The organism is Pedococcus sp. P2_F6 (genome assembly GCF_056403675.1).
The window spans coordinates 97,710-116,224 of record NZ_JBFUEZ010000008.1 but is presented as its reverse complement, the minus strand read 5'-3'; the positions used below and the strand labels follow the sequence as shown (position 1 = coordinate 116,224).

Annotated in this window: 18 protein-coding genes; all 18 read left to right on the top strand. The window is 64.3% G+C overall.

Annotated features, from left to right (window positions below; translation table 11 throughout):
• The first annotated feature begins 31 nt into the window (after positions 1–31).
• A complete protein-coding gene (locus tag AC1DWP_RS18610; RefSeq protein ID WP_477615975.1) occupies positions 32–883 on the top strand; it encodes an ABC transporter permease in 852 nt (283 codons plus the stop codon).
• Complete coding sequence (locus tag AC1DWP_RS18605) at positions 880–2,133, top strand: ABC transporter ATP-binding protein (RefSeq protein ID WP_477615974.1); 1,254 nt, start codon at positions 880–882, stop codon at positions 2,131–2,133. The genes AC1DWP_RS18610 and AC1DWP_RS18605 overlap by 4 nt, the downstream gene beginning before the upstream one ends.
• Positions 2,130–3,077 carry a glycosyltransferase family 2 protein gene (locus AC1DWP_RS18600; RefSeq protein WP_477615973.1) on the top strand — a complete coding sequence of 316 codons (948 nt, stop codon included), beginning with the start codon at positions 2,130–2,132 and terminating at the stop codon, positions 3,075–3,077. The genes AC1DWP_RS18605 and AC1DWP_RS18600 overlap by 4 nt, the downstream gene beginning before the upstream one ends.
• Positions 3,074–3,952, top strand: a complete 879-nt coding sequence (gene rfbA, locus AC1DWP_RS18595) for a glucose-1-phosphate thymidylyltransferase RfbA (protein ID WP_477615972.1) — start codon at positions 3,074–3,076, stop codon at positions 3,950–3,952. Before AC1DWP_RS18600 ends, rfbA begins: the two co-directional genes overlap by 4 nt.
• Positions 3,952–4,551: a dTDP-4-dehydrorhamnose 3,5-epimerase family protein gene (locus AC1DWP_RS18590; protein ID WP_477615971.1), complete on the top strand. Its 600-nt coding sequence runs from the start codon at positions 3,952–3,954 to the stop codon at positions 4,549–4,551. The genes rfbA and AC1DWP_RS18590 overlap by 1 nt, the downstream gene beginning before the upstream one ends.
• A 202-nt stretch (positions 4,552–4,753) precedes the next feature.
• Positions 4,754–6,574 carry a polysaccharide biosynthesis protein gene (locus tag AC1DWP_RS18585; protein ID WP_477615970.1) on the top strand — a complete coding sequence of 607 codons (1,821 nt, stop codon included), beginning with the start codon at positions 4,754–4,756 and terminating at the stop codon, positions 6,572–6,574.
• On the top strand, positions 6,574–7,713 hold the full coding sequence (locus AC1DWP_RS18580; protein WP_477615969.1) for a DegT/DnrJ/EryC1/StrS family aminotransferase: 1,140 nt from the start codon (positions 6,574–6,576) through the stop codon (positions 7,711–7,713). Before AC1DWP_RS18585 ends, AC1DWP_RS18580 begins: the two co-directional genes overlap by 1 nt.
• Positions 7,710–8,726: a GNAT family N-acetyltransferase gene (locus AC1DWP_RS18575; RefSeq protein ID WP_477615968.1), complete on the top strand. Its 1,017-nt coding sequence runs from the start codon at positions 7,710–7,712 to the stop codon at positions 8,724–8,726. The genes AC1DWP_RS18580 and AC1DWP_RS18575 overlap by 4 nt, the downstream gene beginning before the upstream one ends.
• Before the next feature lie 46 nt (positions 8,727–8,772).
• The gene (locus AC1DWP_RS18570) at positions 8,773–9,378 is read left to right on the top strand and encodes a sugar transferase (RefSeq protein ID WP_477615967.1); all 606 of its coding nucleotides are present in this window, start codon (positions 8,773–8,775) and stop codon (positions 9,376–9,378) included.
• 223 nt (positions 9,379–9,601) lie between these two features.
• Complete coding sequence (locus tag AC1DWP_RS18565; protein WP_477615966.1) at positions 9,602–10,471, top strand: hypothetical protein; 870 nt, start codon at positions 9,602–9,604, stop codon at positions 10,469–10,471.
• Positions 10,471–11,064: a GNAT family N-acetyltransferase gene (locus tag AC1DWP_RS18560; protein ID WP_477615965.1), complete on the top strand. Its 594-nt coding sequence runs from the start codon at positions 10,471–10,473 to the stop codon at positions 11,062–11,064. The genes AC1DWP_RS18565 and AC1DWP_RS18560 overlap by 1 nt, the downstream gene beginning before the upstream one ends.
• 35 nt (positions 11,065–11,099) lie before the next feature.
• Positions 11,100–12,338 (top strand): glycosyltransferase family 4 protein, encoded by a 1,239-nt coding sequence (locus AC1DWP_RS18555; protein ID WP_477615964.1) that lies wholly within the window; start codon positions 11,100–11,102, stop codon positions 12,336–12,338.
• A gap of 4 nt (positions 12,339–12,342) precedes the next feature.
• Positions 12,343–13,359 (top strand): SDR family NAD(P)-dependent oxidoreductase, encoded by a 1,017-nt coding sequence (locus tag AC1DWP_RS18550; RefSeq protein ID WP_477615963.1) that lies wholly within the window; start codon positions 12,343–12,345, stop codon positions 13,357–13,359.
• Positions 13,359–14,468 carry a polysaccharide biosynthesis C-terminal domain-containing protein gene (locus tag AC1DWP_RS18545; protein ID WP_477615962.1) on the top strand — a complete coding sequence of 370 codons (1,110 nt, stop codon included), beginning with the start codon at positions 13,359–13,361 and terminating at the stop codon, positions 14,466–14,468. The genes AC1DWP_RS18550 and AC1DWP_RS18545 overlap by 1 nt, the downstream gene beginning before the upstream one ends.
• A complete protein-coding gene (wecB, locus tag AC1DWP_RS18540; RefSeq protein WP_477615961.1) occupies positions 14,465–15,577 on the top strand; it encodes a non-hydrolyzing UDP-N-acetylglucosamine 2-epimerase in 1,113 nt (370 codons plus the stop codon). The genes AC1DWP_RS18545 and wecB overlap by 4 nt, the downstream gene beginning before the upstream one ends.
• Positions 15,559–16,143, top strand: a complete 585-nt coding sequence (locus tag AC1DWP_RS18535; protein WP_477615960.1) for an acyltransferase — start codon at positions 15,559–15,561, stop codon at positions 16,141–16,143. Before wecB ends, AC1DWP_RS18535 begins: the two co-directional genes overlap by 19 nt.
• Positions 16,136–17,254 carry a glycosyltransferase family 4 protein gene (locus AC1DWP_RS18530; RefSeq protein WP_477615959.1) on the top strand — a complete coding sequence of 373 codons (1,119 nt, stop codon included), beginning with the start codon at positions 16,136–16,138 and terminating at the stop codon, positions 17,252–17,254. The genes AC1DWP_RS18535 and AC1DWP_RS18530 overlap by 8 nt, the downstream gene beginning before the upstream one ends.
• Positions 17,241–18,467, top strand: coding sequence for an O-antigen ligase family protein (locus tag AC1DWP_RS18525; RefSeq protein WP_477615958.1), 1,227 nt, complete (start codon positions 17,241–17,243; stop codon positions 18,465–18,467). Before AC1DWP_RS18530 ends, AC1DWP_RS18525 begins: the two co-directional genes overlap by 14 nt.
• Positions 18,468–18,515 lie beyond the last annotated feature (48 nt).

The following is an 18,515-nucleotide window of genomic DNA, read 5'->3' as shown; positions in this document are numbered from 1 at the left end:
GGCTACCAAGCAGGTGGGGTGACACAGGTCGGTGAAGAGTGCGGCCATCGTGGGCCCGCGGGTCTACCGCGAGCACCTGACCGACCTCCTCCGGTTCTCGTCGTTGACGTCCAACTTCGTCCGACGTGAGCTGCGGACCCGCTTCCTGGGCTCGCGTTTCGGCTGGGCCTGGTCGCTGGCGATGCCGCTCGCGGTCCTCGCCACGTACTCCGTGGTCTTCGGCATCGTCCTGGGGGCCGACCGCGGTATGCCTCCGTCCCCCACCGGGCTGAAGCTGTTCGCCGTCTACCTGTTCACCGGGCTGGTGGTCTGGAACGTCTTCGCCACGGTCCTTCAGCGCACGGTCGACGGGCTGCTCGAGCTGATCCCGTTGCGGCGCAAGGTGGCCTTCCCGGTCATCGCGCCCCTCGTGGGGTTGACCGCCGCGACGCTGATCGAGCGCGGGGTCGAGCTGGTGCTCCTCGTGGTCACCTTCACCATCGTCGGCAACATCGGGTGGACGGTCCTGTGGGCGCCGGTGATCGTCGTGCTCGTGGGCGGCTTCGCCTTCGGGATCGGCCTGGGGCTGTCCGTGCTCAACGTGGCCTTCCGCGACGTCAGCCACTTCCTGGCTGTCGGGCTCCAGCTGCTGTTCTTCGCGACGCCGATCATCTATCCGCCGGACTTCGTCCACAGGAAGTTCGAGGACGGGTCGCTGCCGTCCGTGCTGTTGTCGCTCAACCCGGTCGCGCCGTTCGTGCAGGCGCTGCGTGACGCGCTGTGGAACCTGCGCTCGCCCTCCGCGGGCGCGGTGCTGGCCATGGTCTGCCTGACCATCGTCTCGCTCCTGCTCGGTTGGCTGGCGTTCCGCGGGCGCGCCGCCCGCGTCGCGGAGGTGCCATGAGCTCGTATGCCGTGCGAGTCACCAACGTGACGCGAGACTTCAAGATCGACCACGGCCACGCCGGCAGCCTGAAGCACCGGGTCCTGACACCCCGAGGTCAGCGTGCCGAGCACTTCCGCGCCCTCGACGACATCACCCTGGAGATCCCGCACGGGTCCACCTTTGCGCTGATCGGTGCCAACGGTTCCGGCAAGAGCACCCTGCTCAAGCTGATCGCCGGCATCTTCCCGCCGAGCAGCGGCACCGTGCACGTCACCGGTCGGGTCACTGCCCTCCTGGAGCTCGGGGCGGGGTTCCACCCTGAGCTGACGGGTCGCGAGAACGTCTACCTGGCCGGCTCGATGAACGGCCGCAGCCGCGCCGAGGTGGACGCCGATGTCGAGGCCGTCAAGGCCTTCTCGGGCCTGGACGAGTTCTTCGAGCAGCCCGTCAAGGTCTACAGCTCAGGCATGTTCGTGCGCCTCGGGTTCGCCGTGGCGGTCCACCTCGACCCTGAGGTGCTGATCGTCGACGAGGTGGTGGCGGTGGGCGACGAGCAGTTCCAGCGGATGTGCTTCGACCACCTGCACGACCTGCGGCGACGAGGCGTGACCATCCTCTTCGTCTCGCACTCGCTCAGCCTCGTCGAACAGCTGGCGGACCACGCCGTGTGGATCGACGAGGGCACGGTGCGCCAGGTCGGGACGGCGCGCGAGGTCATCGACGGCTACCTGCAGCAGGTGAACCGCGAGGACCTCGGTCGGGCAGAGGAGCTCGGTCGGGCGCAGGACCTCGATCCGGAGCAGGCCGACATCGCCGCCGACCCGAACCGCTGGGGCTCGGGTGATGCCAGCGTCACGGACGTGGAGTTCCTCGACGCACGCGGCCACGCTACTGTCGCAGTCGAATTCGGGGCACCGTTGACCGTGCGACTCCACTACTCGACCCGCGAGCCGATCGACGACCCCAACTTCGGCCTGGCCATCTGGTCAGAGCAGGGGTGGCCGATCGGCGCGCCCAACACGCACCTGTCCGAGGTGGCGACAGGACGCGTGTCCGGAGACGGCTTCGTCGACTTCACGATGGACCGCGTCACCTTCGTGCCGGGACGCTTGTCGTTCACGGCCGCGATCACCGACCAGTCGACGACCCACGTCTTCGACTGGCGCGAGCGCGCGTTCGACCTCAAGGTGCTGCCGCACAGCGGACTCGAACCGACTGGGCTCGTCGAGGTCGCCGGTTCCTGGAGCGGTCCACAGAGCACCTCGTGACGGGCGGTCAGCCCCTGACCACCGTCGTGGTCGTCACCTGGAACAGGCTTGAGCTACTGAAGCAGTGCATCGAGTCGCTGCGCTCCCAAGACGTCGCGGCCGGTGAGCTCGACGTCCTGGTGGTCGACAACGCCTCGACCGACGGCACCGCGGAGTGGGTGGCCGTCCAGACCGACCTCCGCCTGCTGCGCCTTCCCACCAACCGCGGTTTCGCCGGTGGCATGGCCGCGGCCCTGGAGCAGGTGCGCACGCCCTATGTCGCGATGCTCAACAACGATGCGGTCGCCGAGCCTGCCTGGCTGCGATCCCTCGTCGAGCCCCTGGTCGCCGATCCCGCCGTGGGCGCGACAACGTCGAAGATCCTGCTCGAGGGGACCGACCGGGTCCTTCAGTCCACCGGGGTCGTGGTCGACGCCGGAGGCCGCGGATCGGACCGTGGCTACCTTCAGCGCGACGAAGGCCAGTTCGACGGGCCGGCGTTCGCCGACGTCTTCGGGTTCTGTGGCGGCGCCGCGGCCGTGCGCACGAGTGCGGTGAGGGCCGTTGGCGGGTTCTGGGCCGACCTGTTCCTCTACTACGAGGACGTCGACCTCAGCTGGCGGCTGCGGCGCGGCGGTTTCCGCGTCACCTACGTCGCGAGCGCTGTCGCCGTGCACCGGCACGGCGCATCGTCACACCACGGCAGTGACCGGTTCTACTTCTACAACCTGCGCAACCGGCTCGCCGTCCTGCTCGCCAACGCTCCCCTGTCGAGCCTCCTGGCGCAGGCCGCGCACCGTCGCGGGACGGATGAGGGTGAGGTGTCGCAGGGGCCTGCGCCCGAGCGACCGGCGCCGAGTACCCGGGTGCGTGCACGTGCCCTGGGGGGCCTGGTCCGCATGTTCCCCTCGGTCTGGCGGCGTCGCAGGAGCCTTCCGTCGGCTGCCGATAGGGTCGGCCCATGAAGGGGATCATCCTGGCTGGCGGTTCCGGCACGCGACTGCACCCGATCACACTCGGCATCAGCAAGCAGCTCATGCCCGTCTATGACAAGCCGATGATCTACTACCCGCTGTCGACGCTGATGATGGCTGGCATCCGCGAGGTCCTGGTCATCACGACGCCGGACGACCAGGGCCAGTTCCAGCGGCTGCTCGGGGACGGTTCGAAGTGGGGCATCGAGCTGTCGTATGCCGCGCAGCCCAGCCCCGACGGCCTGGCCCAGGCGTTCATCATCGGAGCCGACTTCATCGGGGACGACTCGGTCGCCCTCGTGCTCGGCGACAACATCTTCTACGGCACCGGCCTCGGCACCGCGCTGCGGTCGAACACCACGGTGAGCGGCGGCAACATCTTCGCGTACCACGTCACGGAGCCCTCGGCCTATGGCGTCGTGGAGTTCGCCGACGACGGCCAGGTGCTCTCGATCGAGGAGAAGCCGGAGCGGCCGAAGTCCTCCTACGCCGTGCCCGGTCTGTACTTCTACGACAACGACGTCGTCGAGATCGCGCGGAACCTCGAGCCGAGTCCGCGGGGCGAGCTCGAGATCACCGGGATCAACGACGCCTACCTCCAGCGCGGTGACCTCTCGGTCACGGTGCTCCCCCGGGGCACCGCGTGGTTCGACACCGGCACCTTCGAGGGGCTGATGGACTCGGCGCACTTCGTCCACGTCGTCGAGGCGCGCCAGGGGCACAAGATCGGCTGCGTCGAGGAGATCGCCTGGCGCAACGGCTGGCTCAGCGACGACGAGTTCGCCGCCCTGGCCGCATCGCTGGAGAAGAGCGGCTACGGCGCCTACATGTCGGGGCTGCTCGAGGAGAAGCGGGGCACGCTCTAGTGGAGATCCGACCGCTGAGGATCGCGGACGCGTTCGAGATCACGCCACGTCAGTTTCCCGACGACCGGGGTGTCTTCCTCGAGTCCTTCCGCGGGGATCGGCTGGCGGAGGTGATCGGGCACCGTCCGGAAATCGTGCAGACCAACGTGTCGGTCTCCTCGCGCGGCACGGTCCGTGGCATCCACTTTGCCGACGTCCCGCCCTCCCAGGCGAAGTACATCACCGCCCTGAGCGGCTCCCTGGTCGACTACATCGTCGACATCCGGGTGGGGTCTCCCACCTTCGGTCAGTGGGACTCGGTGCTCCTCGACACGATCGACCGTCGCGCGGTCTACCTGCCGGAGGGCATGGGGCACGCGTTCGCCGCGCTCGAGGACAACACCACGGCGATGTACCTCGTCACCGCTCCCTACACCCCGAGCCGCGAACACGGCATACACCCGCTGGACCCGGAGGTGGGGCTGCTGCTCCCCGAGGGGATGGAGACGCCGCTGCTCTCGCCGAAGGACGCCGAGGCGCCTAGCCTCGCCGAGGCCAAGGAGCAGGGACTGCTCCCGACGTATGCCGCGTGCCGCGAGTTCTACTCGTCCCTGGGCTGACTCCCGGAGCCGGCCGCAGATGGTCGATAGGTGGACTCCTCCGTTTGGTTGCATTTCACACCTACACACTTCGAAAACAACCACTGACCTGCACAATTGCCCAGAGGACACGGGTGTGGCTGACGTCGTGGTGTCAGGCGTTTGCCCCAATTGACGTTAAACTCACGATCGTTTGGGCCGACTACCAGCGGGAGGAGATCGGATGTCTGCCGTCCGTCGGGTGCGCCGTGAGCGCGCCAACCGCTGGATGTGGGCTCTGGTCGACGCAGGTGTCTGGGTCGTCGCGGTGTTCATGGCTGCGTGGCTGAGGTTCGACCTCCAGCTGGCGCCCACCGTCGCCCCACCCCTGCTGTGGTTCACCGCGGTCGCCGTCGTGGCCCAGCTCGGCTTCGGCACCTTCTTCGGGCCCTATGCCGTCGGCCACGACCGTGGCTCGTTCGAGGAGACCTACGACGTGGGCCGCACGGTGCTCCTCACGACGCTCGTCCTGATGACCCTGGTCTTCGGCCTGCACTTCGGACCCGTGCCCAGGAGCGTCCCCTTCACTGCCCCGGCCTTCGCCATGCTCGGCATGTTCGCGGCCCGCTTCATCATCCGCACGATGCGCACGAGCAGGGCTGCCAACGCCCCTGAGGAACAGCGGGCCATCGTGTTCGGCGCCGGCGAGGCCGGCCGCCGCCTCACGCGGAGCCTGATCCGCGACGTGGGCAGTGGCTACCAGCCGGTTGCCCTCCTCGACGACGACCGCGCCAAGGCCAGACTTCGCGTCGAAGGCGTCCGGGTGCGCGGGTCGCGGGCCGACATGGGAGGGGTCGCGGCCAAGTACGACGCGCAGACGTTGGTCATCGCGCTTCCGCGGGCCGAGGCCAGCACCATCCGTGAGCTCACCGCCCTCGCCGAGGACGCCGGGCTGAAGGTGCTCACCCTCCCGCCCGTCCGGGACATCATCGATGGCCGGCCGACCGCTGGGGACCTTCGCGACGTCGACGTCGCGGACCTCCTCGGCCGACGCCCGATCGAGCTCGACATGGCGGCCATCGCCGAGCAGATCGCCGGCAAGCGCATCCTCGTCACCGGTGCCGGCGGCTCGATCGGCTCCGAGCTGTGTCGCCAGATCGCGCGTTTCGGACCCGCCAAGCTGTTCATGCTCGACCGTGACGAGTCGGGCCTCCAGTCGACCCAGATGAGCATGCACGGCAACGGCCTGCTCGACAGCGACGAGCTCATCCTGGCCAACATCCGCGACGTCGAGGCCATGGACCACGCGTTCACTCGGGCCCGCCCCGACATCGTCTTCCACGCGGCCGCGCTCAAGCACCTGCCGCTGCTCGAGTCGCACCCGCTCGAGGCATGGAAGACCAACGTCCTCGGCACCATGAACGTCCTCGAAGCAGCCGCCCGGGTCGGGGTCGGCACGTTCGTCAACATCTCGACGGACAAGGCCGCCAACCCGATCTGCGTTCTCGGCTACAGCAAGCGGCTCGCCGAGCGAATCACCGCGGACTTCTCCCACCGGTTCCCCGGTCGCTACGTCTCGGTGCGGTTCGGCAACGTCTTGGGCTCACGCGGGTCGGTGGTCCACGCCTTCACCGCCCAGATCGAGCGCGGTGGCCCGATCACCGTCACCCACCCCGAGGTCGAGCGCTTCTTCATGCTGATCCCGGAAGCCTGCCAGCTCGTGCTGGAAGCCTCCTCCATCGGCCGCGATGGTGAGGTCATGGTGCTCGACATGGGCGAGCAGGTGAAGATCGTCGACGTGGCCAAGACCCTCCTGCGGATGTCCGGGCGGCGCGACATCGACATCGTCTACACGGGCCTGCGTCCGGGCGAGAAGCTCGGCGAGGAGCTGTTCTCCTCCACCGAGGAACGCAAGCCCACCACCAGCGTGTTGGTGTCCAGCGTCGCCGTGCCCTCCATCGACTGCTCAGATGTGTTGGAGGTGCGGCTGACCAGCCACAGGTCAGCAGCGGACTGGATGCGCAGGGAAGCGAATGGTCGAGCACCAATGGGTGCGATTATCTGATGGACCGAATCTTCCTCTCCAAGGCGGACATCACTGACGTCGAGGAGTCGTTCGTCCTCGATGCCATCCGCTCGGGTTGGGTGGCTCCGCTCGGACCCCACGTCGACGCCTTCGAAGCGGAGGTAGCAGAGCGTCTCGGAGTCGCCGGCGCCCTCGCCCTCTCGTCCGGCACCGCTGCCCTCCACCTGGCCCTGCTGCACGTGGGGGCCAAGCCAGGCACGGTCGTCGTGGTCTCATCGATGACATTCGCCGCGAGCGCCAATGCCGTCGCCTACACGGGCGCCGAGCCGGTGTTCGTGGACTCGCAAGCCTCCGACGGCAACGTCGACCCGACCCTGCTGCTCGAGGCGGTGGACACGCTCCGCCGCGAGGGCAAGCAGATCGCAGCGGTCATGACGGTCGACCTGTTCGGCCGTGCCGCCGACTACGCGGCCATCGTGGGCGGCCTCGAGGAACGCGAGATCCCGCTCGTCGAAGACGCAGCCGAAGCCCTTGGCGCCACGTACGAAGGGGCAGCGGCCGGATCCTTCGGTCGTGCGGCAGCGCTGTCCTTCAACGGCAACAAGATCATGACAACGTCGGGCGGGGGCATGTTGGTCAGCAACGACCTCGAGCTCCTCGACCGTGCTCGGTACCTCTCCACGCAGGCTCGCCAACCCGTCCCTTGGTACGAGCACACCGACATCGGCTACAACTACCGCCTGTCCAACCTGTTGGCGGCCTTGGGCCGAGGTCAGCTGTCTCGCCTCGACGACATGATCGCCCGTCGCAGGGAGATCCGGAAGACGTATGCCGCTGGATTGGCAGACGTGCCCGGCCTTCGCCTCCTGGGCGAAGATGGGCCGCGTGGCTCAGAGGCAGACAACTGCTGGCTCACCTGTGTGGTACTTGACCCTGACGAAGCGACCGCTAGTGCGGGCGATGTGATCGCCCATCTGGAACGGGAAGACATCGAGGCCCGTCACCTGTGGAAGCCGATGCACGCGCAACCGGTGTTCGCCCAGCAGCGCAGCTTCCTGACCGGGGTGTCGGACCGCCTGTTCGAAAACGGGATCACGCTACCCAGCGGCTCGATCCTGTCGGAGCCGGACGTGGAGCGCGTGATTCTGAGCGTGCGGCACGCGCTGAGGGCCTTGTGATCCACTGCCACGACGAGCGGTCGGCACCGAAAGGTTTGGTCTCGCCGGACATCTACTTCACCCCTGCCTATGGCGGCGTCGATGCCTCAGAGGCCAACGCCACGTGGGTCCTGCTGGAGATGTTCGACGGCGGGTGGCTGATCCCCCTTGCCGTTCGTTCCCTGGCAAATGGCTTGAAGGACGCTACATCGCCCTATGGATACTCCGGCGTCTATGCCGCCGAAACTCTGTCCGACCGCGACCTCGTCACTGCCTGGCGCGAGACCACCCGTGCGTTGTCTGACCTCCGGGTCGTGAGCGTCTTTCTTCGTCATTCCCCTCTCGTCGAGCAAGCTCCCCGAACCGCGAGCCAGGTCTCGGTGGTTGAGGACCACCCCACGACTGCGGTTGATGTCGGCCCCGATGAACGCATGTGGGAACGCATGGAAGGCCGCAGCAGGACCGCTGTGCGCAAGGCACTCAAGGCGGGATACACGAATGTCGTGCGCGCCGTGGCAGGCGAGGACCTGGTCGAGGGGAGCCCGTTCCGCACCCTCTACGAGAGCACGATGGCGCGCAGAGAGGCGGCGCCCTCGTACACATTCTCGGACGGCTACTACACCAAGTTGCGAGCAGCACTCGGTCCGAACTTGGCGATCTCCGAGGTCATCTCCCCTGAAGGCACGACTCATGCTGCTGCCTTGCTCATGCGACACGGTCGCTTCCTGCACTATCACCTGTCAGGTTCACAGGTCGAAGCAGCGCGGTTGGGTGTCAACAACCTCCTCCTTTGGGGAGCGCTCAAGTATGCGGGCACCATCGGCGTGACGCAGTTTCACCTCGGCGGCGGGGTCAGGGGCGAGGACGCCCTCTTCAAGTTCAAGCGGGCCTTTGGTGGACGCCGATTCACCTATTCGGCCACGGGACTGGTCGTGGATGAAGCTGCGTATGACGACCTCGTTGGGCGCTCCCGAGGTTCAGCTGCCCCCAAGGTGGACAGCCGCCACTTCCCGGCGTATCGAGCGGGAGGCTGAAATGCCTGGCCCCAACTCCGCTTACGCGAGGCACGTCAAGAGGCCCTTGGACGTCATCGGCGCCGTTGCTCTGATCGTGCTTGTCTCACCGGTCTATGCGACCTGTGCGCTCCTCATCCTGTTGACGAGTGGTCGACCGATTCACTTCCATCAAGTGCGGGCCGGCAGGCAAGGGGACCTCTTTCGAGTCCACAAGTTCCGCACCATGCCGGTGGGAACGGAGGCCAAGTCGAACAACTATCCGACCGCTGCGATGGTGACGCCGATCGGCAGCCTCTTGAGGAGACTGAGCCTCGACGAGTTGCCGCAGCTGCTCAACATCGTGAACGGCCAGATGAGTTTTGTAGGCCCACGACCGGCTCTTCCATCCCAGGTCGAGAGGTATTCGCCGCGACAACTGGGACGGTTGGAGGTCCGCCCCGGCCTGACGGGCCTCGCCCAAGTGCGACACAGGAACAGCGCACCGTGGTCTCAGCGGATTGAGTCGGACCTCGAGTACATCGAGACCCTTTCCTTCCGGCGTGACCTTCTCATCGTTGCGATGACCCTGCCCAAGGCCCTGCAGGGCGAAGGCGTCATCATCGGTCAGTCGGCCGTGGACGTGGACGACCTCAAGGACGGTCCACGCATGAAGAGCGGCCCTAATGGGTAGCGGTGACCCACAGGCGGCTCCTACGTCTTGGCCAACTGAGATCGGATCCGACTTCGAGCTCGTGGGCGGTGAGTACCTCACGAGGCCGGCAGGGGTCCTCCCCTGGGACGGCCCGCTCACCACATACGTTGCCAACGGCCGTCAGGCACTTTCGCTGACTGCAGAGTCGCTGTGGCGTCGCGGCCTTCGGACAATCCACGTGCCGGGTTACCTGTGCGACAGCATGATCGAGCCGTTCACAAAAGACTGGAAGGTTGTTGCACTTCCAACGACGGCCGACCTGGAAACGCCGCCTGACGCGGTCGGATCACTGAAGGCCTCAGTCCTCTTGAATGCCCCATACTTTGGACGCAGTCCTTCGAGTGACATGGTCACGGCATTGCGCACTGCTCGAAGAGCTGGTGTTGTGGTCGTCACCGACGAGACCCACAGAGTGCTGGACGAGCCCTGTATTGAAACGGATATTCGAGTCGCCAGCCTACGGAAGCTTCTCCCGGTATTTGATGGTGGCTACGCCATTGGGCTTCCCACCGAGGACACGCACGTCGGACCGTCGAACAGTGACGCAGTTGCCCAGCGACATAGAGCAATGAGCACCAAGACGGCCAACCTGTCCAAGCCCGGGCCACAAAGCAGCCACCTGGCCATGTTCCACGAGTCCGAGCGCGCGCTGACGGTCGACCTGACCCCTCGCGCGATGAGCGCGCCTACGCTAGACCTCCTCCGACGACTGAATCTGCCCGAGCTGGCAGTGCGTCGCCGCCAGAACGCCGAAGCACTCGTCAAGGCGCTGTCCCGGCAGTCAGCCCTCCGCGTCCTGAATCCACCGAGCGCCACAACCAACCCCTCGCATATCGTTCTGGAGGTTTCGGATCCACAAGCCCTCCGTGAGTGGCTGGCCAGAAGGCGGATCTACTGCCCGATTCACTGGCCGCCTTCGGAGCTACTGCCCCACAGATCAGACTGGCCCCAAAGGTTTCTCTCCGTCCCCATAGACCATCGCTACGGCGTGGAGGACATGCACCACATAGGCGCTGCAGTGCATGAGGGCCTTGAATCGCTCAAAGCCCCCCGAAAGACGAGGAGTCGCTGATGTTGGGCAAGTACGTTCGCCTTCGTCCCATCGAAAGCACCGACCAGGCATTCATCACCGACCTCAACAGCGACCCTGTGGTTCGCTCGAACGTGGTCGGTTGGGACTGGCCGACATCCCTGCAAGAACAGGAGAGGTGGTTCAGTTCACCCGGGCAGCCCAACACTCGGCGCTGGATGGTTGATCAGCTCAAGGGTGGGCCTATTGGACTCACCGGACTATGGGACATCGACTGGCACAATCGCACTGCCCTGACCGCCCTCAAACTGGGCGGGCACGACGCGATCCGAGGTCGTGGTTTCGGCACCGATGCGATCATGACGGTGATGGCCTTCAGCTTCTACGACGTCGGACTGCAGCGCATCCACAGTTCGATCCTCGCAAACAATGTCGCCTCATTGAGGGCGTACACAGAGAAATGCGGGTGGACCGTCGAGGGGACCGCTCGTCGGCATGTGTGGCGACACGGCGAGTACCAGGACCTCCTGTATGTAGGGATCCTCAAGGAGGAGTTCGACGCGCTTCCTGACGCAGCGGGCTACGTTCAGCGGCTCACTGACGGCACGACCCCGGACGATCCCTCGCTCCCGTGATAAACCGACGCAGTCGTCACCTGCGAACTTCGCGGGTGGCGTACTTCACCCAATGGTTCACCCCCGAGCCCGTTCTGATTCCGAGGTGGATCGCTGACGCGATGAAGGAGCGCGGACTAGACCTCCGAATCCATACCGGGATTCCCAACTTTCCTGACGGCCAGGTGCATCCCGGCTTTCGTGCACGACGATTCTCACGGGATCGCGCGGGGGGCCACAACGTGCTTCGATCGCCGTTGTACCCAAGCCATGATCAGTCCTCGCTGCGCCGCATCCTCAATTACTCTTCGTGGGCGTTCAGTGCGAGTCTGGGCGCCTTGGCGACATGTAGGGGATTTGGAGCCAGCGTCGTTTACAGCTCGCCCGCAACTGCCGCCCTGCCGGCCATGGTGGCGAAGGTGGCTCACAAGGTGCCGTACGTGCTGATCGTCCAGGATCTGTGGCCCGATTCGGTGACCTCGACGGGCCTGGTCGCGTCAGGATGGAAGCTGCGTCTGGTCGAGGCGGTGCTCGAGAGATTCACGCAGCTCGCCTACCGAATGTCCGCCCATGTGGCCGTGATCTCGCCCAGCATGCGTGGTGTCCTGGAGCAGCGCGGAGTGCCCTCGAGCAAGATCTCTCTGATCTACAACTGGGTTGATGAGACGGCCCTGCGACCCTGCTCGCCCGACCCTGACTTCAGGCCCAGCCTGGGCCTGACCAGCGAGTTTCTTGTCATCTACGGTGGAAATCTGGGCGCCGCACAATCTCTGGATGTCGCCATCGCCGCAATCGCGATGCTTCCGCCGGACGTGCACCTTGCCCTCGTCGGTGACGGAATCGAGAAGCCGAAACTCCAGGAGCTAGCTGCTCAGCGATGTCCCGGGCGGGTCCACTTCGTCCAGCCCGTCCCACCCACCCAGTTTGCCGGGATAATGGCCGCCGGAGACGTACAGTTGATTTGCCTACGGGATGATCCGCTCTTCGCGATCACGATGCCAAGCAAGGTTCAGGCCGTGCTCGCGGCTGGTCAACCTGTGGTCATCTCAGCTCGCGGAGATGCGGCGCGACTGGTTGACGACTCAGGTGCCGGGTGGTCCTCACACCCCGGAGATATCGAGGCCTTGTCGAGGAACATCAGTGCGGCCCGCGAAGAGGGTGCCGAAGCTTTGAGACAACGGGGCGCAGCGGCTCGGACCTACTACCACGCCCACCTGAGCCAGGAAATCAACGCCGGAGCCCTCGTGGCCTTGGTGAACCAGACCATGACGGAAGGACTTAGATCTCGTGGCTAGCCACATGCAGGGAGCGACCGTAGCGATCACGGGAGGGACCGGCTCATTCGGGTCGACGATGGCCAGACACCTTTTGACCGAGGGTGCCGAGACCGTCCACATCCTCAGTCGCGACGAAGCCAAGCAGGACGAGATGCGCAAGAGGTTCGGCGACTCGCGGCTGCGGTTCTTCCTGGGTGACGTGCGCGACCGTGAATCCGTGGCCAGCGCATTCGTGGACACCGACTTCGTCTTCCATGCCGCTGCACTCAAGCAGGTGCCCTCATGCGAGTTCTTTCCCGAGCAGGCTGTGAAGACCAACATCGTCGGTAGCCACAACGTCATAGAGGCGGCCGCGGCGGCCGGGGTGCGCTCCGTCGTCTGCCTCAGCACCGACAAGGCCGTCTACCCCGTCAACGCCATGGGGATGTCGAAGGCTCTCATGGAGAAGACGGCCCAGGCGTACGCCCGCAACAACCCACACTCGAAGACCACCGTCTCGGTGACGCGATACGGCAACGTGATGTACTCCCGCGGATCTGTCATTCCACTGTTCGTCCAGCAAATCGAGCAGGGTCGCCCCCTGACCATCACGGAACCGGGCATGACTCGCTTCCTCATGACTCTTCAGGAATCCGTTGATCTGGTGGAGTACGCCTTCACCCAGGCCGAAGCGGGTGACCTGTTCGTGCGCAAGGCTCCGGCGGCCACAGTCGAGGTGCTCGCCCGCGCAGTCGCAGCACTGCTTGGCCACGACGACCCCGAGATCAAGATCATCGGTACCCGTCACGGCGAAAAGCTCCATGAGACCCTCCTCAGCCGCGAGGAGATGCTCAAGTCAACAGATCAGGGCGACTACTTCCGGGTCCCCCTCGACGCACGGGGCCTCCAGTACGAGGTCTACGTCGAGGAGGGCGAGAAGGAAGCCGCCGAGGTCGACGACTACACGTCTGCCAATACCGAGCAGCTCGACGTCGAACAGACCAAGGCGCTGCTGCTGAAGTTGCCCGAAATGCAGCAGCTGCTGGGGGCCGTCGCCTGATGCGCATCGTCCTGACCGGCGCAGCCGGCTTTCTGGGGTGGCATACCAGGACCCGTCTGCGCGCCCTGACCGATCACGAGGTCGTCCCCGTCACCCGGGAGAGTTGGGACCAGCTCCCAATGCTGCTCCATGGTGCCGATGCGGTGATCCACATCGCTGGCGTCAACCGTGGCGAGCCGGACGACGTCGAGGCCGCGAACGTGCGGCTGGCGAGCGAGCTCGCGCATGCCGTGAGGGAGGCGGGTAGGCCCGTCCGCCTGGTATTCGCCAACTCGATCCAGGCTGGCAACGGGACACCGTACGGCACGGGCAAGAAGAGGGCTGGGGCCCTCCTGTCCGAGGCCGCCGCTGCGGTCGGCGGCCACTTCGTCGACGTGCTTCTCCCCAATATCTTCGGCGAGCACGGCAAGCCGGCTTACAACTCGTTCGTCGCGACCTTCGTCGATGCCGTGGTGCGTGGCGACCAGCCCCAGATGAACGACCGCGAGGTTTCCCTGTTGCACGTCCAGGGCGCCGCCCAGGAGCTCATGAACGGACTCGTGACGTCCAAGGCGACCCTCACGCCCGCCGCGACACCGACGTCAGTGGGCGAGGTCTTCGACCTGCTGAGCGAATTCCACGACCTCTACGCTTCGGGAGACATCCCGGTCCTGGACACAGCCCTGCGAGTGGACCTGTTCAACACTTATCGCGCGGCCCTATTTCCTGCCCACTACCCGATCGCGCTCACATCGCACTCGGACGAGCGGGGCCGCCTCGTGGAGACCGTTCGCGCCCATGGCGGACAGGGCCAGACCTTCGTGTCGACGACCCGACCCGGGATCACGCGCGGGGAGCACTTCCACCTGGGCAAGGTCGAGCGCTTCGCGGTGCTCAGTGGTCAAGCCAGAATCTCGCTGCGACGCGTGTTCCATGACGAGGTCGTGTCCTTCGACGTCTCGGGTGACGCCCCGACTGTGGTCGACATGCCCACAATGTGGGTGCACAACATCACGAACACGGGCGACACCGAGGTCACAACGCTGTTCTGGACCCACACGCTCTTCGACGCTAACAACCCCGACACCTACTGGGAACCAGTGGCTGACGTTGCAAAGGCAGACGCATGACGAAGGTGATGACAATTGTCGGGACCCGACCGGAGATCATCCGGCTCTCGCGGGTCATCGCCCGACTCGACGCAACCGTCGACCACGTGCTGGTCCACACTGGACAGAACTACGACTACGAGCTCAACGGCATCTTCTTCGACGAACTGGGGATCCGTAAGCCGGACCACTTCCTCGAAGTCGACACGTCGAGTCTGGGTCGAGTGCTGGGCGAGACCCTCATCAAGGCCGAAGAGGTTCTCCTCGAGGAGCAGCCGGATGCTGTTCTGGTCCTTGGCGACACGAACAGCTGCATCGCCGCGATCATGGCCAAGCGGATGCGAATTCCGGTGTACCACATGGAAGCCGGCAACCGTTGCTTCGACGAGAACGTGCCAGAGGAGACGAACCGGCGCCTCGTGGATCACGTCGCTGACTTCAACCTCGTCTACACCGAGCACGCTCGCCGCAACCTGCTCGCCGAGGGGCTGCACCCACGTCGCATACTCCTGACCGGGTCCCCCATGAAGGAGGTGCTGATGCACCACATGGAGCAGTTTGCCCAGAGCTCGATTCTCACTGACCTCGAACTCGAGCCTCAGCGCTACCTGCTCGTCTCGGCGCACCGAGAGGAGAACGTCGACAACCCCCTCCGTCTCGGCGCCCTTCTCGACTCCCTAGTCGCTGCCCACGAGCACTTCGCGGTCCCCGTCCTCGTCTCTACACACCCGCGGACCCGCCTGCGTCTCGAAGCCCTGGGGCGTGAACTTCCCGAGGGCCTGATCTTCCACAAACCTTTGGGGTTCATCGACTATGTCCGTCTCCAGCAGGACGCTCTGTGTGTGCTGTCAGACAGTGGGACCATCAGCGAGGAGTCGTCCGTCCTCGGTTTCCCCGCAGTCACCCTCAGGGACTCGATCGAGCGACCCGAAGCTCTCGACACTGGAGCAATCATCATGACTGGCCTCGACCCCGAGAATGTTGTCGAGGCGGTCAACGTCGTGATCACCGATCAGAGCGCCGGGCAGCACGTGCCTGCGGACTACGCCATCGACAACTGCTCCGAGCGCGCTGTTCGGTTCGTCCTGTCCACCCAAAGAAGGCACAGACAATGGCTGGGGCTGCGATGAGTAAGCGGGCCTGGACACACGCACGATTGCGCGAAGTGCGGAATCTGAGCTTCGCACTCGTCAAGAGGCGGCGAGGCTGGTCAAAGAGCTCGTTTGTGCACCCAAGCGCCCTCATTGCCAAGGGAGTAAGGGCCGAGGAGTACGTCTTTATCGCCCGCGGGTGCTCGCTCTGCCCGGGAACGTCCATCGGTCGATACACGATGTTCGCTCCTGGGGCCTCCGTGGTTGGTGACGACCATTTGTGGGACAACCCACGAGTCCCGATCCAGTTTTCTGGGAGACCAGCCCAGCGAGAGACGCGAATCGGCAGGGACGTCTGGATCGGCCAGGGCGCCATTATTTCGCGTGGACTCACAATCGGTGATGGCGCCATCATCGGGGCGGGATCCGTCGTGACGTCAAACGTCCCAGCGAGGGAGATATGGGCGGGCGTCCCGGCGCGACTCCTCCGCCGTCGATTTGAGAATGAGGAGTTCGACAGGGCCCACCACCTCATGACGCAAGGCCCCCTATCTGCTCCAGTGTTTGCTGCGTCGCAGGAGAAACTATGGGGCGCCCGTGAATAGTAACAACCATCCTGCGGCTCTGGTCGTTTATCAACACCTTCCGCATTACCGGTACGGCGTCTTCTCCGAACTCCAGAATTCGCATGAAATAACGTTTGCCTTTGCCTCTGACACCATTTCCCAAGAGGGCAACATCGCGTTGATACCTCTAGAAGCTATCAATCACCATATTCGTTTGCGCAACCTCTGGTTCGGCCCCATACTCTGGCAACGAGGCTTGCTCACTACAGTGGCCTTTGGGAACTACGACGCTTTTGTATTCCTCGGTGACTGGCGTTACGCATCAACCTGGTTGGCGGCAAGCGTCGCACGACTAAGACGCAAACGAGTGCTGTTCTGGACAATTGGGTGGCATAGGCTCGACAGCGGTCTTCGACGTTGGGTGCGCAACCGCTTCTATTGCCTAGGCAACCGCGTGCTGGTGTACGCCCCGCGAGGAGCAGCGCTTGGTGCTGCCTCCGGCTTCTCTCGAGGGCGGCTTACCGTCATTGGGAACAGCAGCTCGGAGGTACCTGCTGACACGGGCACAGGAGATGCTTCACGAATCGGCCAGCACAACACATCACCGATCATCGCTGTGGTCCGTCTGAATTCCTCGAAACGCCTGGACCTGCTCCTGCGGGCCGTGGCACAGATTTCCGAGGAACATCGTCCTTCTGTAACGCTGGTTGGCGACGGTCCGGAAAAGGAGAACCTCGCCCAGCTTGCCAAATCGCTTGGAGTTCTCCTTTGGATGCCGGGTCCAATACACGACCGAGAGTCCCTTGCCCAGTTCTACGCAAACGCACTCGTGTGCGTGATCCCCGAGGCCGCGGGGCTGACCGTAATTCAAAGTCTTCGATACGGCGTTCCGGTGGTGACGTGCGACAGACCCGACCTCCAGATGCCTGAGTATGAGGCTGTCATCGACGGAGTAAACGGCAGTCTCTACGCTGCAGGAGACGTCCAAGCGCTCACAGAGGCAATTAGTCGATGGCTCGATCCATCCGTGGATCGAGCAGCAGTGGCAGTTGAGTGTCGCGCGTCCTTGGAGGCCCTTTGGACTGTCGAGGCCAACGGGCGCAACGTCCTTAAGGCCGTGCTCGGGGAGGTGTCAAATGGCCACCGATGAGGCAAGAGGGAACTCCAAGCTTTCCGACCGAATGGCCATCGGCGCGCTTCTGTGGACTGTCTATTCTGGAGATCTGAAAGGGACGCCGCTCTTGTCGTGGCTTCCCATCGACGCGACGCTGTTGGGGGCGGCGGTGTTGGGCCTTATCGTCGTGAAGCGGTTGGTTGGCTCTCACTTGCGATTCCCTCCCGGCTCGGCTCCTACGATCTGTCTCTGGCTGTGCTTTCTTCCGGGCGTTGTTGTGGCCAGGGCCGACGGCGTGGATAGTTACAAGAGTCTTCTTCTCTACACAGTCACGCTCATGTGTGCTGTGGCTCCATCCTTCATCGTGCACTCGACCGACCAAATGATGAAATGGATTCGAGCTCAGGTTTGGATTGCCGTCGCGGTGGCCCCAGCGCTCTATCTCTTTCCCGCGACTGAGACTGCCGGGAACGTGGGAAGAATCAATCTGGAAGGTGGCACGAGCATAGCCATCGCCAGGATCTTGGCCAACGGTGCCCTTATTTGCGCCTTCTACGCACTAACCGCGCGCCTCACAAAACGACCCCTTTGGTGGGTGGCGTCCGGTGCCCTCGCTCTAGCCATGGCGCTCATAGGAAGTCGTGGCCCATTCGTGGCACTTATTGCCGCTGCCGTGGTCCTGATTGCCTTCGCAAAGATTTTTGCTCGACGACGTGTCATCGTGGTGGCAAGTGCCGCGGTCGCGCTGGTGCCGTTTCTATGGTACGTCTTTTCCAATGGTGGGACTGCCACATCCCGACTGGCGGCCGTGCTAACCGGAGACTCCTCCGACCAATCGCGCGCACTATTGTATTCAACTGCCGCCAATGCCATCTCGCAGCATCCTGAGGGTTTGGGCTGGGGAGGTTTCTCTCACCTGTCCGAGATCGCATCAAACTTCTCAGGGGAGTCCATTTATCCTCACGACATTGTCCTTGAGATTGGGGCAGAAGGCGGATGGATAGCACTCGCTGGCTTCCTGTTGGTGACCGGAATAGCTGGAGTTCGAGCTTGGCGAGAATCGGGCACGGCCATAGTGGCACTGACTATGACACTTGCGACCTTTTGGGGCGTCTCTGCTCTTTTTTCAAGTGATATTAATGGAAATCGGATGTGGTGGTCTTCACTGTCAGTCATGCTCGTTGCTGGCACGGCTTACCGCCATTCACGCCATATGCCTCAGGGAACCGAATCGCGGGTTAAGACATGAGGGGCATACTCATCGTCGAACCCGGTCATAGCGGCCATTTGTATGTCT

Excerpts from the sequence above, each read along its gene's own strand:
- AC1DWP_RS18605 (WP_477615974.1), top strand. The coding sequence starts at position 880 with ATGAGCTCGTATGCCGTGCGAGTCACCAACGTGACGCGAGACTTCAAG.
- rfbA (WP_477615972.1), top strand. The coding sequence starts at position 3,074 with ATGAAGGGGATCATCCTGGCTGGCGGTTCCGGCACGCGACTGCACCCG.
- AC1DWP_RS18585 (WP_477615970.1), top strand. The coding sequence starts at position 4,754 with ATGTCTGCCGTCCGTCGGGTGCGCCGTGAGCGCGCCAACCGCTGGATG.
- AC1DWP_RS18580 (WP_477615969.1), top strand. The coding sequence starts at position 6,574 with ATGGACCGAATCTTCCTCTCCAAGGCGGACATCACTGACGTCGAGGAG.
- AC1DWP_RS18565 (WP_477615966.1), top strand. The coding sequence starts at position 9,602 with ATGATCGAGCCGTTCACAAAAGACTGGAAGGTTGTTGCACTTCCAACG.
- AC1DWP_RS18560 (WP_477615965.1), top strand. The coding sequence starts at position 10,471 with ATGTTGGGCAAGTACGTTCGCCTTCGTCCCATCGAAAGCACCGACCAG.
- AC1DWP_RS18550 (WP_477615963.1), top strand. The coding sequence starts at position 12,343 with ATGCAGGGAGCGACCGTAGCGATCACGGGAGGGACCGGCTCATTCGGG.
- AC1DWP_RS18545 (WP_477615962.1), top strand. The coding sequence starts at position 13,359 with ATGCGCATCGTCCTGACCGGCGCAGCCGGCTTTCTGGGGTGGCATACC.
- wecB (WP_477615961.1), top strand. The coding sequence starts at position 14,465 with ATGACGAAGGTGATGACAATTGTCGGGACCCGACCGGAGATCATCCGG.
- AC1DWP_RS18535 (WP_477615960.1), top strand. The coding sequence starts at position 15,559 with ATGGCTGGGGCTGCGATGAGTAAGCGGGCCTGGACACACGCACGATTG.
- AC1DWP_RS18525 (WP_477615958.1), top strand. The coding sequence starts at position 17,241 with ATGGCCACCGATGAGGCAAGAGGGAACTCCAAGCTTTCCGACCGAATG.